Annotated in this window: 16 protein-coding genes; 6 read left to right on the top strand and 10 right to left on the bottom strand. The window is 76.9% G+C overall.

Annotated elements, in window-relative coordinates:
• Genes BMZ33_RS12045 through BMZ33_RS12030 form a run of 4 tightly spaced genes read right to left on the bottom strand, consistent with a single transcriptional unit; the run spans position 1 to position 4,584 of the window.
• A complete protein-coding gene (locus tag BMZ33_RS12045) occupies positions 1 to 525 on the bottom strand; it encodes a hypothetical protein (RefSeq protein ID WP_091110493.1) in 525 nt (174 codons plus the stop codon).
• A gap of 5 nt (positions 526 to 530) precedes the next feature.
• Positions 531 to 950, bottom strand: coding sequence for a hypothetical protein (locus BMZ33_RS12040; protein WP_091110491.1), 420 nt, complete (start codon positions 948 to 950; stop codon positions 531 to 533).
• Between the two features lie 32 nt (positions 951 to 982).
• Positions 983 to 2,812 carry an ABC transporter ATP-binding protein gene (locus BMZ33_RS12035; protein WP_169064219.1) on the bottom strand — a complete coding sequence of 610 codons (1,830 nt, stop codon included), beginning with the start codon at positions 2,810 to 2,812 and terminating at the stop codon, positions 983 to 985.
• Positions 2,809 to 4,584 (bottom strand): ABC transporter ATP-binding protein, encoded by a 1,776-nt coding sequence (locus BMZ33_RS12030; RefSeq protein WP_169064218.1) that lies wholly within the window; start codon positions 4,582 to 4,584, stop codon positions 2,809 to 2,811. Before BMZ33_RS12030 ends, BMZ33_RS12035 begins: the two co-directional genes overlap by 4 nt.
• Before the next feature lie 118 nt (positions 4,585 to 4,702).
• Between BMZ33_RS12030 and BMZ33_RS12025 the strand changes: the two genes are divergently transcribed.
• Positions 4,703 to 5,344 (top strand): TIGR03085 family metal-binding protein, encoded by a 642-nt coding sequence (locus BMZ33_RS12025; protein ID WP_091110488.1) that lies wholly within the window; start codon positions 4,703 to 4,705, stop codon positions 5,342 to 5,344.
• 21 nt (positions 5,345 to 5,365) lie between these two features.
• On the opposite strand, the gene hisF is transcribed toward BMZ33_RS12025, so the two are convergent.
• From hisF to priA, 3 genes are read right to left on the bottom strand one after another with little or no spacing between them, the layout of a single operon-like run.
• Positions 5,366 to 6,160: an imidazole glycerol phosphate synthase subunit HisF gene (hisF, locus tag BMZ33_RS12020; protein WP_091110485.1), complete on the bottom strand. Its 795-nt coding sequence runs from the start codon at positions 6,158 to 6,160 to the stop codon at positions 5,366 to 5,368.
• Entirely contained in the window at positions 6,157 to 6,543 is a 387-nt protein-coding gene (locus tag BMZ33_RS12015) for a RidA family protein (RefSeq protein WP_091110483.1), read from the bottom strand. Before BMZ33_RS12015 ends, hisF begins: the two co-directional genes overlap by 4 nt.
• A complete protein-coding gene (gene priA, locus BMZ33_RS12010) occupies positions 6,540 to 7,274 on the bottom strand; it encodes a bifunctional 1-(5-phosphoribosyl)-5-((5-phosphoribosylamino)methylideneamino)imidazole-4-carboxamide isomerase/phosphoribosylanthranilate isomerase PriA (RefSeq protein WP_091110480.1) in 735 nt (244 codons plus the stop codon). The genes BMZ33_RS12015 and priA overlap by 4 nt, the downstream gene beginning before the upstream one ends.
• Positions 7,275 to 7,334: 60 nt before the next feature.
• Here priA and BMZ33_RS12005 point away from each other — a divergent pair, with 60 nt between their 5' ends.
• The 4 genes from BMZ33_RS12005 (at position 7,335) to BMZ33_RS11990 (ending at position 10,541) form a co-directional block, all read left to right on the top strand.
• Positions 7,335 to 7,961 carry a nitroreductase family protein gene (locus BMZ33_RS12005; protein WP_091110958.1) on the top strand — a complete coding sequence of 209 codons (627 nt, stop codon included), beginning with the start codon at positions 7,335 to 7,337 and terminating at the stop codon, positions 7,959 to 7,961.
• Positions 7,958 to 8,719 (top strand): SDR family NAD(P)-dependent oxidoreductase, encoded by a 762-nt coding sequence (locus BMZ33_RS12000; protein ID WP_091110477.1) that lies wholly within the window; start codon positions 7,958 to 7,960, stop codon positions 8,717 to 8,719. Before BMZ33_RS12005 ends, BMZ33_RS12000 begins: the two co-directional genes overlap by 4 nt.
• 84 nt (positions 8,720 to 8,803) lie before the next feature.
• Positions 8,804 to 10,036 carry an aminoglycoside phosphotransferase/kinase family protein gene (locus tag BMZ33_RS11995; RefSeq protein ID WP_091110473.1) on the top strand — a complete coding sequence of 411 codons (1,233 nt, stop codon included), beginning with the start codon at positions 8,804 to 8,806 and terminating at the stop codon, positions 10,034 to 10,036.
• A 172-nt stretch (positions 10,037 to 10,208) separates the two neighbouring features.
• Positions 10,209 to 10,541, top strand: a complete 333-nt coding sequence (locus tag BMZ33_RS11990) for a hypothetical protein (RefSeq protein ID WP_091110471.1) — start codon at positions 10,209 to 10,211, stop codon at positions 10,539 to 10,541.
• A gap of 77 nt (positions 10,542 to 10,618) precedes the next feature.
• On the opposite strand, the gene BMZ33_RS11985 is transcribed toward BMZ33_RS11990, so the two are convergent.
• The 3 genes from BMZ33_RS11985 to BMZ33_RS11975 are packed head-to-tail and all read right to left on the bottom strand — an operon-like array spanning position 10,619 to position 13,243.
• Positions 10,619 to 11,281 carry a response regulator transcription factor gene (locus tag BMZ33_RS11985; protein WP_091110469.1) on the bottom strand — a complete coding sequence of 221 codons (663 nt, stop codon included), beginning with the start codon at positions 11,279 to 11,281 and terminating at the stop codon, positions 10,619 to 10,621.
• The gene (locus BMZ33_RS11980) at positions 11,278 to 12,900 is read right to left on the bottom strand and encodes a sensor histidine kinase (RefSeq protein WP_169064217.1); all 1,623 of its coding nucleotides are present in this window, start codon (positions 12,898 to 12,900) and stop codon (positions 11,278 to 11,280) included. Before BMZ33_RS11980 ends, BMZ33_RS11985 begins: the two co-directional genes overlap by 4 nt.
• Entirely contained in the window at positions 12,878 to 13,243 is a 366-nt protein-coding gene (locus tag BMZ33_RS11975) for a hypothetical protein (protein WP_091110465.1), read from the bottom strand. The genes BMZ33_RS11980 and BMZ33_RS11975 overlap by 23 nt, the downstream gene beginning before the upstream one ends.
• A gap of 455 nt (positions 13,244 to 13,698) precedes the next feature.
• Between BMZ33_RS11975 and BMZ33_RS11970 the strand changes: the two genes are divergently transcribed.
• Positions 13,699 to 14,106 (top strand): nuclear transport factor 2 family protein, encoded by a 408-nt coding sequence (locus BMZ33_RS11970; protein ID WP_091110462.1) that lies wholly within the window; start codon positions 13,699 to 13,701, stop codon positions 14,104 to 14,106.
• Positions 14,107 to 14,250: the final 144 nt, after the last annotated feature.

Below are 14,250 nucleotides of genomic sequence, written 5' to 3'. Positions count from 1 at the left end.
CTAGCGGCCCCCGCCCCCGCGCCGGCCCGTCCCCGACGGCCGCGCCGCCGGTGTCCTCCGCCCGGGGCGGGTCCACTCCCGGATCGGGCGGCCGAGGGCCAGCACGAGGGCGCCGGCCGGACCGGCGAGCAGCAGCAGCGCCCAGCCGACGGACCCGCCGTCCCCGAGTGCGCCGAACAGCCCCGCGACGCCGAGCAGCAACAGGGCCGGGAGCGCGGCGGCGACGGCGAGGACCAGCCAGCCGCGCCCCCGGCCGCGGAACACCAGGACCGCGCCGAGGACGGCCAGCAGCGCCAGGGCCGCCGACGCGGTCAGGAACCAGTGCCAGCCCGGCCCGCGGGGGCTCCACAGCAGCCAGCCGAGGTAGAGGTCCTCGGCGGCGACCAGCAGTCCGAAGACGAGCGCGAACGGGGCGGCCAGGGGGCGCCCCGCCGGCGTGGGCGCGGCGGCCCGGCGGACGGACGGCGACGGGGCGGCCGCCCGCGGTGAGCGGCGGGCCGTCGTCCGGCGGGGTGGCGGCGGCACGGCGGTCAGGCCGAGGCGTCGGGGCGGGGACGTGTGGCGATCCAGGCGCCCACGGCCGGCGTCATCGCCAGGACCGCGGCCACCAGCGGGCAGACGACCAGCAGGAAGGGCCAGACGCCCACCGACTGGCCGACCCGGGCGGCCATGCCGAGCACCAGCCCGGTCACCGCGAGGGACGCACCGGCGGCCGCCACGAGCGGCCAGCGGCCGCGGCGGGTGAGCAGCCAGACGATGCCGAGCAGCTCGAGCACCGGCGGGGTGATCAGCAGGAGGGTCCACCAGTCCCGGCCGCCGGCGTCGTTGCCGAGCAGCACCGCGGTGGCCCCGACGAGGGCCAGCGGCAGCACCCCGATGCCCGCGACGACGGCGGAGACGAGGGCGACGACGGGCATCCCGGAGGGCGCCCGGGGGAACGGCGAGGTCACGGCCAGCAGCCTAGGGACCCGCTCCGGGCGGCTCAGCCGACGCGCTCGGGGGTGCCGGCCGAGGAGCGGCGCCAGGAGGCGTGCAGCCGGGCGTACGGGCCGACGGCGTCGACCAGGTCGGCGTGCGTGCCGCGCTGCACCACCCGGCCGGCGTCGACGACGAGCACCTCGTCGGCGCGCTCCGCGGTCGAGAGCCGGTGCGCGATGGTCAGCGTCGTCCGGCCCTCGGTGAGCCGCTCCAGCGCCTGGGTGAGCCGCCGCTCCGTGGCCGGGTCGACGGCGCTGGTGGCCTCGTCGAGCACGAGCAGGTCGGGCGCGGCCACGTGCGCGCGGGCGATGGCGACCAGCTGCCGCTCCCCCGCCGACAGCGACTCGCCGCGCTGGCCGACCGGGGTCGCGACGCCGTGCGCGAGGCCGGCCAGCCAGTCGCCCAGGCCGAGCTCCTCGAGGGCCGCCGTCACCTGCGCGTCGGTCAGGCCGGGCCGGCCGTAGCGCACGTTGTCGGCGACGGTCGCGTCGAAGAGGAAGCCGTCCTGCGGCACCATGCCCACCCGCCGGCGCAGCGAGGAGAAGGCGACCTCGGTCAGCGGCACCCAGCCGGCCCGGTCGGAGCCGAGCAGGACGCGGCCCTCCGTCGGGTCCATGAGCCGGGTGACCAGCTTGGCGAGGGTGGTCTTGCCCGAGCCGGTCTCCCCGACGACGGCGTAGCTGCGCTGCGGGGCGAGGGCCAGGTCGACGTCGTCGAGGGCGGGGCGGGCGCCGGGTGCGTAGCGGAAGGTGACGTGCTCGAGCCGCACGCCGAGCGGCCCGTCCGGCAGCTCGAGCGCCGAGCCGGTGGCCGCGGGGTCGCGGACGTCGGGCTCGGTGTCGAGGACGTCGAGCACGCGGCGGAACCCGGCGATGGCGTTCTGGCCCTCGTTGAGCACCTCGGTGGCGGTCTGCACCGGGGCGACGAACAGCGTGACGAGGAACAGGAAGGCGACGAGCGTGCCGGCGGTGATCTCACCGGCCAGCCCCAGCAGGACGCCGACGACGATGACCGCGGCGTTGGCGAGCGCGGCGACGAACTCGCCGCTGACGAACACCGCGGCGGTGACCTTCTGCGCGTCGACCTGGGCGCGGTAGTGCCGGCCGATGGAGCGGTCGAGGCGGGCCGCCGTCCGCTCGCGGATGCCGTAGGCGCGCACGGTCGGGGCGCCGACGACGGACTCCGACACCGCGGCGAGCACGTCGCCGACCCGCTCGCGGACGACGCCGTAGGCGACCTGCAGCCGGCGGGCGAACCAGCGGACGGCGAGCGCCAGCGGCACGAAGCAGGCGATCACCAGCAGGGTGAGCTGCCAGGAGTAGACGGACATCACGACGGTCGCCACGACCAGCTGGCCGAGGCTCACCACGCCGATCACGCCGCCCCACTGCATGAAGGTGGACAGCTGGTCGACGTCACTGGTGACGCGGGAGACCAGCGAGCCGCGGCGCTCCCCCTGCTGGTGCAGCACCGAGAGGTCGTGCACGTGCCGGAACGCCCGGGAGCGCAGCCCGGCCAGCGCGGTCTCGGTGGTGCGGAACAGCCGGACGTTCATCCGGTACACCGCGACGCCGGTGACCAGCACGACCACGGCGCAGACGAGCACCAGCGTGCGGACCAGGCCGAGGTCGGGACCGCCGGGGGCGAGCAGGCCGCGGTCGATGACCTGCTGGACGGCGATCGGCACGACCACCCGCCCGGCCGTGGCGACCAGCGCGAGCGCGAACGTGGCGGGCAGGCCGCGGCGGAACTCGGGCATGGTGCGCAGGCCGCGACGCAGCGTCGCGAACGCCCCCTCGCGCCGCTCGGTGTCGACGGTGCTCGCGGTGCTCACGCCGCCACCTCCGCCTGGGCGTAGGCGCGGACCAGGGCGGTGTAGCCGGGCACGGTGGCCAGCAGCTCCTCGTGGCTGCCGCGGGCGGTGACCCGGCCGTTCTCCAGCCAGACCACCTCGTCGGCCAGCGCGATGGTGGCCTGCCGGTAGGCGACCACGACCACGGTCGAGGGCCGCTCGGCCGACCGCAGGGCGTCGAGGATGCGCGCCTCGACGGCGGGGTCGACGGCGCTGGTGGCGTCGTCGAGGACGAGCAGCCGCGGCCGGCGGACGACGGCGCGGGCCAGCGCCAGCCGCTGGCGCTGCCCGCCCGAGAGCGTGGCGCCGCGCTCGCCGACGCGGGTGTCGAGGCCCTCGGGCAGCCGGTCGACGAACTCCTCGGCCGCGGCCACCCGCAGCGCCGCGCGGACCTGCTCGTCGGAGAAGTCCCCGCCCAGGGTGACGTTGCCGCGCACGGTGTCGTCGAAGAGGAAGGTGCCCTGCGGGACGAACGCGGCCTGGCCGCTGACCTCGCCCTCCCGCAGGCGGCGCACGTCGACGCCGTCGAGGAGCACCTCGCCGCGGACGGGGTCGACGAGCCGCACGAGCAGCCCGGCCAGCGTGGACTTGCCCGAGCCGGTCGGCCCGACGACGGCGACCGTGCTGCCGGCGGCGACGTCGAAGGTGACCCCGGAGAGCACCGGCTGCGCGGCGCCGTCGAAGACGTGGTCGACCGCGCGCAGGCCCAGCCGCGCCCCGCCGGTCCCGGTGGCGGCGGTCTCCGGGCCGTGCGGGGTCTCGCCGGTGGCGTCGAGGACCGGGGTGACCCGGTCGAAGCCGGCGAGCGCGCGCGGGAGGTCGGCGAGCACCCAGCCGATCGCGCGGATGGGCAGCGCGAGCAGGGTGAACAGGTAGGCGATGCTCACCAGGTCGCCGGCGTCGGTGTCGCCGGACGCGACACGGCCGGCGCCGACCACCAGGACGGCGAGCGTGCCGAGGTTGGGCAGCGCCTCCATGAGCGGGTCGAACAGCCCGCGGACCCGGCCGACGGCGACCAGCCCGTCGCGCAGCTCCTGCGCGCGCTCGGTGAACCGGGCGCTCTCGACGTCCTCGCGGCCGAGGGTCTTGACCACCAGGCCCGCGTCGAAGCTCTCGTGGGCGATCTCGCTGACCTCGGCGCGCAGCTGCTGGGCGCGCTGCATGCGCGGGCTCATCACCTGCGAGTAGACGGCGTTGAGGACGAAGACCAGCGGGAAGACGACCAGGCCGACCAGCGCCAGCAGCGGGTCGGTGAGCACCAGCGCGACGACGGTGATCGCGATCATCACCAACGTCCCGCAGGCGAAGGGCAGCGGGGAGACGAAGTACCAGGCGGACTCGACGTCGGAGTTGGCGTTGGAGAGCAGCTGGCCGGTGGGGTGGCGCTGGTGCCAGGCGAGCGGCAGCCGCAGGTACTGCCCGGTGACGCGGCGGCGGTAGTCGGCCTGCAGCCGGTAGGCCATGATCCCGGCGAACAGCCGGCGGCCGAGGATGCCGAGGATCTTGAGGACGGCGACGCCCAGGAGCACCGCGACGGCCAGGGTGAGGGCGCCCGCGGTCGTCTCGCCGTTCCGGAAGGCCGGGAGGACGACGCGGTCGGTGATGCCGCCGATCACGAAGGCCGACAGCACGGTCATGCCCGCGTACAGGCTGCTGGCCAGGACCGCCAGGGTGAACATCCCCCGCTGCTCGCGGATGGCGCGGCCGACGTGGCGCAGTCCCCGCCGGACGACGGCGTCTCGGGCGCGGGGCACGGGTCTCCTCGGGGTGGTGCGACGACGGCGGCGCTCCACACGTCGTCAGCCAGGCTGACCATCTTCCCGACGGGGGGCCTGGCGTTTTCCGGGTGGGCGAGATCGGTAACCCCGAGCGGTGACCGATGCTTCCCGCCCGCTCGCCGCCCGCGAGCGGGCGGACCTCGCCGACCTGCTCGACGCGCTCGGCCCGCACGCGCCCACCTGCTGCGAGGGGTGGACGACGGCCCACCTCGCCGCGCACCTGGTCACCCGCGACCGCCGGCCGGACGCGGGGCCCGGCTACGCGCTCGAGCGCACGCCCGTCGGCGAGCGGCTGCACGCCCACTCGGTCCGGCTGGAGGAGCGGCTGCGCACCTCGACGCCCTACCCGGAGCTGGTGGCCCGGGTGCGGTCGGGCCCGCCGCGGTGGCTGCCGATGGGGTGGCCGGGGCTGGGTGACGTCGTCAACGGCGTCGAGTTCACCGTCCACCACGAGGACGCACGCCGCGCCCAGCCGGGCTGGGAGCCCCGCGCGCTGCCGCTGCGCGACGCCGACACGCTCTGGGGCGCGGCGCAGCTGTTCGCCCGCACCGCGGCCCCGCGCCACCCCGGCGGGCTGGTGCTGCAGCGCAGCGACGTCCCGGGGCCCGGGAAGCGCATCCGCGCCGGGTCGTCGCCCACCACGGTCGAGGGCGAGCCGCTGGAGGTGCTGCTGTGGGCGACCGGCCGGACGGAGGTCGCCCGGGTGGCCGTGCGGGGCGGCGCGCCCGCCACCTGAGGTGGGGACCGGAACCGCGGCTCAGCGCAGCGGGGTGTCCCGCTCGTGCCGGACGGGGACGCCGGCGCCGGCCAGCGCGGCCTTGACGTCGCCGATCCGCAGCGTGCCGAAGTGGAAGACGCTGGCGGCGAGCACGGCGTCGGCACCGGCCTCGACCGCCGGCGGGAAGTGCTCGACCGCGCCCGCTCCCCCGCTCGCGACCACCGGCACGGTCACCTCGCGGCGCACGGCGCGGATGAGCTCGGTGTCGAAGCCGGCGCGGGTGCCGTCGGCGTCCATGGAGTTGAGCAGCACCTCGCCGGCGCCGAGCTCCGCGGCCTGCACCACCCACTCGACCGCGTCGCGGCCGGTGCCGCGGCGCCCGCCGTGGGTGGTGATCTCGAAGCCGGAGTCGGTGGCCGCGCCGTCACGCACCCGGCGGGCGTCGAGGGAGAGCACGAGCACCTGGTTGCCGAAGCGGTCGGCGATCTCGCTGATGAGCTCCGGCCGGGCGACGGCGGCGGTGTTCACCGCGACCTTGTCCGCGCCGGCCCGCAGCAGCCGGTCGACGTCGTCGGGGCTGCGGACGCCGCCGCCGACGGTGAGCGGGATGAACACGCTCTCGGCGGTGCGGCGGACGACGTCGTAGGTGGTCTCGCGGTCGCCGGAGCTGGCGGTGATGTCGAGGAAGGTGAGCTCGTCGGCGCCCTCGGCGTCGTAGACGCGGGCCATCTCGACCGGGTCGCCGGCGTCGCGCAGGTCGACGAAGTTGACGCCCTTGACCACCCGGCCGGCGTCGACGTCGAGGCACGGGATGACCCGCACGGCGAGGGTCACGCCGACCTCACGGCGTCGGCCTCGACCTCGACGAGCATGTCGGGGTGCAGCAGGGAGGCGACGCCGATCATGGCGGTGGCCGGACGCACGGCGCCGAACACCTCGCCGTGCACCCGCCCGACCTCCTCCCAGCGGGAGGTGTCGGTGACGTACACGCGGGTGCGGACGACGTCCGCGGCGCGGAGGCCCGCCGACTCCAGCGCCTCGACGAGCACGCCGAAGGCGACCCGCGCCTGCGCGCCCGCGTCGCCGGGGTGCACGACCTCGCCGTCGACGGTGGCGGTGCAGCCGCTCACCCACGCCTGGTCACCGGCGACGACGACCCGGCTGTAGCCGACGACGTCCTCCCAGGGGCCGCCGGAGCCGATCCGCCGCACGGTCACGACGACGCCTCGCGGGTGACGGCGAGCGCCTCGGGCAGGGTGAAGGCGCCCGCGTAGAGGGCCTTGCCCACGATGGCGCCCTCGACGCCGACGGCGGTCAGCCCGGCCAGCGCCCGGATGTCGTCGAGCGAGCTGACCCCGCCCGAGGCGACCACGGGGCGCGGGGTGGCGGCGCAGACCTCGCGGAGCAGGTCGAGGTTGGGGCCGCGCAGCGTGCCGTCCTTGGTGATGTCGGTGATCACGTAGCGGGCGCAGCCCTCGGCGTCGAGGCGGGCGAGGGTCTCGTAGAGCTCGCCGCCCTCGCGGGTCCAGCCGCGGGCGGCCAGCCGGGTGCCGCGCACGTCGAGGCCGACGGCGATCCGGTCGCCGTGCTCGGCGATGGCCCGGGCGCACCAGTCGGGCGACTCCAGCGCGGCGGTGCCGAGGTTGACGCGGCGGCACCCGGTGGCCAGGGCCGCGGCCAGCGACGCGTCGTCGCGGATGCCGCCGGAGAGCTCCACGTCGACGTCGAGCTCGCCGACGACGCGGGCCAGCAGCTCGCGGTTGCTGCCGCGGCCGAAGGCGGCGTCGAGGTCGACCAGGTGCACCCACTCCGCGCCGTCGCGCTGCCACTGCAGGGCGGCCTCCAGCGGGTCGCCGTAGGCGGTCTCGCTGCCGGCCTCCCCCTGCACGAGGCGGACGGCCTGGCCGTCGGCGACGTCGACGGCGGGGAGCAGCTGCAGGGTCGGCACGGCGACCAGCCTAGGGACCGGCCGCCGGTGGCCTCCCTCACCTCCGGCAGGCTGCCGGGTGTGGAGTTCGCCGACGTCGTCCGCAGGCGCCGCATGGTGCGCGACTACGACCCGGACCGGCCGGTGCCGCCGGAGGTGCGCGAGCGGCTGCTGGACCACGCGACCCGGGCGCCGTCGGCCGGGTTCACCCAGGGCTGGGCGTTCCTCGTGCTCGAGTCGGCCGCGGACCGGGACCTGTTCTGGTCGGTGACCGCCGGCCCCGGGGCCCCCGACGCGTGGCTGACCCGGATGCGCCGCGCGCCCCTGCTCGTGGTCCCGCTGTCGTCCAAGGACGCCTACCTGGAGCGCTACGCCGAGCCGGACAAGGGCTGGACCGACCGCGACCCCGCCGCTGTGGATGCCCGCTGGCCGGTGCCCTACTGGGACGTCGACGCCGGCATGGCCGCGTTGATGGTGCTGCTCACCGCCGTCGACGAGGGCCTGGGCGCCTGCTTCTCCGGCGTGCCCGGACCGCGGGTGGACGCGTTCCGCGAGGCGTTCGGCATCCCGCCCACCCACCGGCCGGTCGGCGTCGTGTCGGTCGGCTACCCGGGCGACGGCGACCGGCGCTCGCCGTCGCTCAAGCGCGGCCGGCGGAGGCTGGACGAGGTCGTGCACCGGGGCCGCTGGTTGACTCCCCCGGCGTGACCTCCTCCTCCTCGCGCGCCGTCCTCGTCACCGGCGGCTCCCGCGGCATCGGCCGCTCGATCGCCCGGGCCTTCGCCGGGCGGGGCGACCGCGTGGCCGTCCACTTCGGCACCTCCCGCGAGCGCGCCGAGGCGGTGCTCGCGGAACTCGCCGGGGACGGGCACGCGCTGGTGCAGGCCGACATGGCCGACGCCGCCGCGGTGGGTGCGATGGTCGACGCCGCCGCCGAGGCCCTGGGCGGGCTCGACGTGCTGGTCAACAACGCCGGCGTCTTCGTGGCCTCTCCCCCGCTCGAGTCTTCGTTCGAGCACTGGCGCGACGTGTGGGAGCGGACGCTGGCGGTGAACCTGCTGGGCGCCGCGCACGCCACCTTCCGCGCCGTGCCGCACCTGCGGGCCGCCGGAGGGGGCGCCGTGGTGAACGTGTCCAGCCGCGGCGCCTTCCGCGGCGAGCCGCAGAACCCGGCCTACGGCGCGTCGAAGGCCGGCATGAACGCGTTCGCCCAGTCGATGGCGCTGGCGCTCGCGCCGCTGGGCATCTCGGTGACCGCGGTGGCGCCGGGCTTCGTGCAGACCGAGATGGCGCGCGAGGTGCTCGACGGGCCGGGCGGGGACGCCGTCCGCGCGCAGTCGCCGTTCGGCCGCGTGGCGCGGCCGGAGGAGGTCGCCGCGGCGGTGCTGTGGCTCGCCTCGCCGGAGGCGCGGTTCAGCACCGGGACGATCGTGGACGTGAACGGGGCGTCCTACCTGCGCAGCTGACCGGCCCCGCGAGGCCGGAGTGGCATGAGAGGCGCCTCACCGGCGTCTCACCGCGGTGTCACCGGGGCGGACGACGGTCGACGGGTGGACTCCGCGCTGCTCGCCCCGACCGCCGTCCCCCCGTCCTGGCCGCCGTCGCTGCAGGTGCTGCTCGGCGAGCCGGCGCCCGACGTGTGGGCGGCCGTCCTCGGGCCGCTGGGCGGCCGGCTGCGCAGCCTGACCGCGAGCACGGTGACGCTGCGGCCCGACGCGGCGGCGACCGTCCGCTACACCGCCGTCGTCGACTGGGCCGACGGCCGGGCCACGCGGGAGTCGCTGGCGGCCACGACCGGGGCGGAGGTGCCACCGGGCGCCGCGGTCCTCGAGGGTGCGGCGCCCGACGGCCGGCCGGTGACCGTCGGGCTGTGGCGGTGGCCGCTGGACCCGGCACTGCCCGGGCTGGCGTGGGCGGCGTCAGCGGCCCGCACCGCGGAGCGGCTGGCCGGCCTGGGGCTCGACGTCGGCAGCCCGCGGCTGCGGCTGCGCGCCTACCGGCCCGGCCGGCGGGCGGTGGTCGAGGTGACCTCGCCGGCGGGGCGCTGGTTCCTCAAGGTGGTCCGCCCCCCGGCGGTCGCCGACCTCGCCGACCGGCACCGGCGGCTCGCGGCGTCCGTGCCGGTGCCGCCGCTGCTCGCGGCCACCGACGACGGCGTGGTCGTGTCGCCCGGGCTGCCGGGGACGCCGATGCGCGCGGCGCTCGCCGGGGACCCGACCGCACTGCCGGACCCGGCGGCGCTGGGGGCGCTGCTCGACGCGCTGCCGCCCGTCGGGTCGGTGGGGCGGCGGGACCCGGCCGACCCGGTGCCGCGGGTGCGGGCGCACGCGACGGTGCTGGGGATGGTCTGCCCGGGCCTGGCGCCGCGGCTGGAGCGGCTGGTGGCGGCGGTCGGCGCGGCGGCCGGGCCGCACCCGGCGGTGCCGGTGCACGGCGACTTCTACGAGGCGCAGCTGCTGGTGTCCGAGGGGGCGGTGAGCGGCCTGCTCGACGTCGACACCGCCGGGCCGGGCGCGCGCATCGACGACTGGGCCACGCTGGTCGCGCACCTCGCGCTGCTCGAGCGGCTCGGCGACCCCGGCCCGGTGGCCGCCTACCGGGCGCGGGTGCAGGCGCTGCTGGCCGGGCGGCTGCCGGCCGCTGAGCTGGCGGCGCGGGTGGCCGGGGTGCTCCTCGGCCTGGCGACCGGCCCGTTCCGGGTGCAGCAGGACGACTGGGCCGCGGCCACGGAGGCCCGGGTGGCGCTGGCGGAGGAGTGGGTGAGGGGTTCCTCGTCCCGGTGAGGAGCAGCTCACCGCGGTCTCCCGGGGGCCTCACCCGCGGCGGACACCGTGGGGAGTGTCGGACGGGACCGGCGATGAGACAGGCCTCATCCGGCTCTCCCGGTCGCCTCACCCGCGCCGGGCACCGTCGACGACGACACCGGGACAGCACCGAACGAGGAGGAACACCACCATGACCACTCGCCCCGCCACCTGGAAGATCGTCACCCTCGGCACCGCGCTCACCGGCCTGGGCCTGGCTGGCGTCGGGGTCGCCACCGCCGGCGACGACGGCGGCACGAGCCAGCCGCCGGCCGCCGTCGCCCCGGCCGCCGTGGACGACACCCCGGACAGCACCCCGGACACCGCGCCCGCCGACGCCGCCCCGGCCGACGCCGCACCGGCCGACGCCTCTCCGGAGACCGCGGACTCGCCGGCCGAGAGCGCCGTCGACACCCCCGGCGAGACCCCCGACACCGTCACGCCCGACGACACGCTCACCCCGGACGACTCCCCGGACGCCTGAGCCGCACGACGCGCCACGGCCCCGGTCCCCACGGAGGGACCGGGGCCGTGGCACGCCGGGTGCCGGCTCGACTCGGCTCAGGCGGCGGCGAGGCGGTAGCCCATGCCGCGCACCGTCTCGATCCGCTCCGCACCGAGCTTCCTGCGCAGGTAGCGCACGTAGACGTCGACGACGTTGGAGCCGGGGTCGAAGTCGTAGCCCCACACGTGGCTGAGCAGCTGCTCGCGCGCCAGCACCTGCCCGGGGTGGCGCAGGAAGGTCTCGGCGAGGGCGAACTCGCGGGCCGAGAGGTCGACGGTGCGGCCACCCACGCTGGCCCGCCGGGTGCGCAGGTCCAGCGACAGGTCGCCCACCGACAGCACGGTCACCTCGCCCTGGCGGGCGCCGGCCAGCCGCAGCCGCACGCGCGCGAGCAACTCCTCGAAGCGGAAGGGCTTGGGCACGTAGTCGTCGGCACCGCCCTCGAGCCCGGCCACGGTGTCCTGCACGCTGTCGCGTGCGGTCAGCACGATGACCGGCACCGAGCAGCGCTCGGCGCGCAGGGCGCGCAGGACGGCGAACCCGTCGAGAACGGGCAGGCCGATGTCGAGGACGACGAGGTCGAACTCGCCGCTGCGGGCGCGGTCGAGGGCGGTGAGCCCGTCACCGACCACCGCGGTCGCGAACCCGTTGGCCCGCAGGCCCTTCTCGACGAACGCGGCGATGCGCGGCTCGTCCTCGGCGATCAGCACCCGGCTCACCGGGCTCCTCCCTCGGTCGGGGCCGCCGGCACCTCGGCCCTCGCCCCGGCCGACGGCGGGGTGGGGAGCGAGTCGTCGACGGTGTCGGCGGTGGGGACGGCGCCGAACCCGGCGTCCGGGTCGGCGTCGGTGCCGGCGTCCCGCGGCGGGGCGGGGCGGGCCGGCAGGACGAGGGTGAACGTCGACCCGTCGCCGGGCCGGCTGTGCAGCTCCACGCGGCCGCCGTGCGCGGCGGCGATGGCCTGCACGATCGACAGGCCCAGGCCCGCGCCGTCGCTGCGGCGGGCACCGGAGCTGCCGCGGGCGAAGCGCTCGAACACGCGCGCCTGGTCGGCCTCGGCGATCCCCGGCCCCGTGTCGTCGACCCACACCAGCAGCCGGCCGCCGGTGAGCCGGCTGCCCAGCACGATGCGGTCGCCGGGCCGGGTGTAGCGGGCGGCGTTGTCGGCGAGCGCGACCACGGCCTGGGTCAGCCGCTGCGGGTCGAGCAGCAGGTCGGCGCGCGCGAGGGCCCCGAGCTGCCAGTCGCGGTCGCCCAGGCGCTGCACCTTCCCGAAGACCTCGGCGGTGAGCTCGGCGACGTCGACCGGCTGCGGCCGCACGAACTCCGGCTGCTCGGCGCGGGCCAGCAGCAGCAGCTCGGAGACCATGCGGTTCATCCGCTCGAGCTCGTCGTCGACGAGGGCGACGGTCTGGCGGACGTCGTCGGGATCGGCGGGGTCGAGCACGTCGAGGTGGCCGCGGACGATGGTGATCGGCGTCCGCAGCTCGTGGCCCGCGTCGTCGAGGAACCGGCGTTGGGCGGCCACCCCGGTCTCGACCCGGTCGAGCATGGCGTTGACGGCGACGGCGAGGTCGGTGAGCTCGTCGGGCGGCCGGCCGTCGACGGGGATGCGCCCGGACAGGTCGGTCTCGGTGATGCCCTGCGCGGTGGTGGCGACGGCGCGCACCGGCGCGAGGACCCGCCCGGCGACCACCCACGCGCCGGCCGCGGCGAGCAGCAGCGTCGCGGCGCCGACGCCGAGCATGAGCGTGGCGGTGTCGTCGGCGGCCTGGCGCTCCTGGTCGGCGAAGTAGGCGACCACGGCCACCCCCCGCGACGGGTCGCCCTCCAGCGTCACCGGGACGGCGAGGTAGCGCACCTCGCCCGCCCCGCTGGCGTAGCGGCCCGACGTCGTCTCCTCGACGGAGGCGACGAGCTCGGTGAACGCGGTGTCCTCGCTGAGCAGGACGGGCGCCTCGATGCGGCTCTGGTAGCGGTACTCGCCGTCGACGTAGCCGAGGAACTTCTCGTTCGGCCGGGCGAGGTTGTAGGTGATCATCGTCTGCAGGACGTCGGCCACCGTGCTGAACGGCTCGCCGCTGCGGGGGTCGACGTTGCCCTCGATGATCCGCCGGAACTCGCCGACCTCGGCGGTCAGCGCGACGTCCATGCGCTCGTTGGTGGCGCGCACGAGCAGCTGCCAGGTGACCAGGGTGACCACGGCCAGCGCCATGAGGACCATCAGCAGGACCCAGCCGATGATCCGCGTGCGGGCGGCCCGGGGCGCGAGGCGTCGCCGGGTGCGCTCGCGCCAGCCGGCCGTCGTCCGGTGCTCAGTCGTTCCCGTCGTCGTCACCGTCGCCCCCGTCGTCGGTGTCCCCTGCGTCGTCGTCATCGTCATCGTCATCGTCGTCGTCGGACAGCGGCGGTGGGGGGACGACGTCGGTCGGCTGCGGCGCGGGCGCCGGGGCGGGCACGGTGTCGGCCGGCGGCCCGCCGTCGGCGGGCGGGTCTGCAGGTGGGTCGGCGGGCGGGTCGGCAGGGGTGTCGCGGGCCGGGACGTCGATCGGCGCCGGGACCGAGGTCTGCCCCGCCCCGTCGCGCTCGCCGGACCCGCCGAGGAGCGCCCAGGCCGTCCCACCGGCGAGCAGCACGACGGCGAGGCCGGCCAGCACGGCGAGCAGCAGGCGGGAGCGCACACCGCTGAGACTCGGCCGGGCCGGTGACGGACCCGTGAGAGTCGGATGAGAGGCCTCTCATGGATCCGGTCGGCCGCGTTCCGATCCGGGAGCCGCTCAGGACGGGCAGCCGGCCGGGCCGGCGGCGTGACCCCCGCGAGGGGTACGAGGACCCCACACCGGTCACGACGCCGGAGCCCTGCCCGCCGTGCGTGGGGGCCTCGGCCGTGTCCACGGTCGGCGAGCTGCGCTCCTGGGAGCCGATCCCCACGGCGCAGGGCGGCCTGGAGCGGGACGTCCACCGGCCGACCGGCGCGCCGGCCGCCACTCCCCCGCCGCGGCAGTCACGCGCACACCGCTCCCGGCGGCGTCCGGTTCGGTGCCATCGTCTGGCTGGTCACTGCCCGCCCCCGGACCCGTCGGCCGCCGATCGATCGCCGCACCGGGAGTCCCGGACCTGCAGGGAGGAGAGCGTCATGGACGAGCACGTGCTGCGCGCCAAGCTCGACCGCTTCTTCGAGTACGTCGGCGCCGACGTCGACCGCGCCGAGGAGCTGTACCACGAGGACGCGGTGCTGGAGTTCCCGCAGAGCGGCGAGCGCTTCGAGGGCCGCACGACGTTCACGGAGTGGCGCCGGCAGTACCCCGTTCCCGAGGCGGACCTGCGCTTCCACATCCGCCGGGTGACCGTTCGGGAGGACTTCACGGTGGTCGAGCTGTCAGCCAGCTACGACCAGGGGGCCACCTGGAGCTACGGCGTGCAGCTGCTCGACTTCCGCGGCGACAAGGTGGTCCGCGAGCGCATCTACGTGATGGACGGCTGGGAGGCCCCGGAGTGGCGTGCGCCCTGGCGGTCGCCGACCCCCGCCGACCCGCCCCGGTGACCCGTGCCGGGAGGCCCGTCGTGCGCGGGAGCGGACGCGGCGACGGTCCGGTGCCCGCTCCGACCCGCGCCACGTCCACGTCCACGTCCACGTGGTGCACGGTCTCGAGCGGGCTCCCACGCACTCCCCCGGGCGGGGTGTCCT

The organism is Geodermatophilus dictyosporus (genome assembly GCF_900115505.1).
Taxonomy (GTDB): domain Bacteria; phylum Actinomycetota; class Actinomycetes; order Mycobacteriales; family Geodermatophilaceae; genus Geodermatophilus; species Geodermatophilus dictyosporus.
This window is presented reverse-complemented; position numbering and strand designations above follow the sequence as displayed.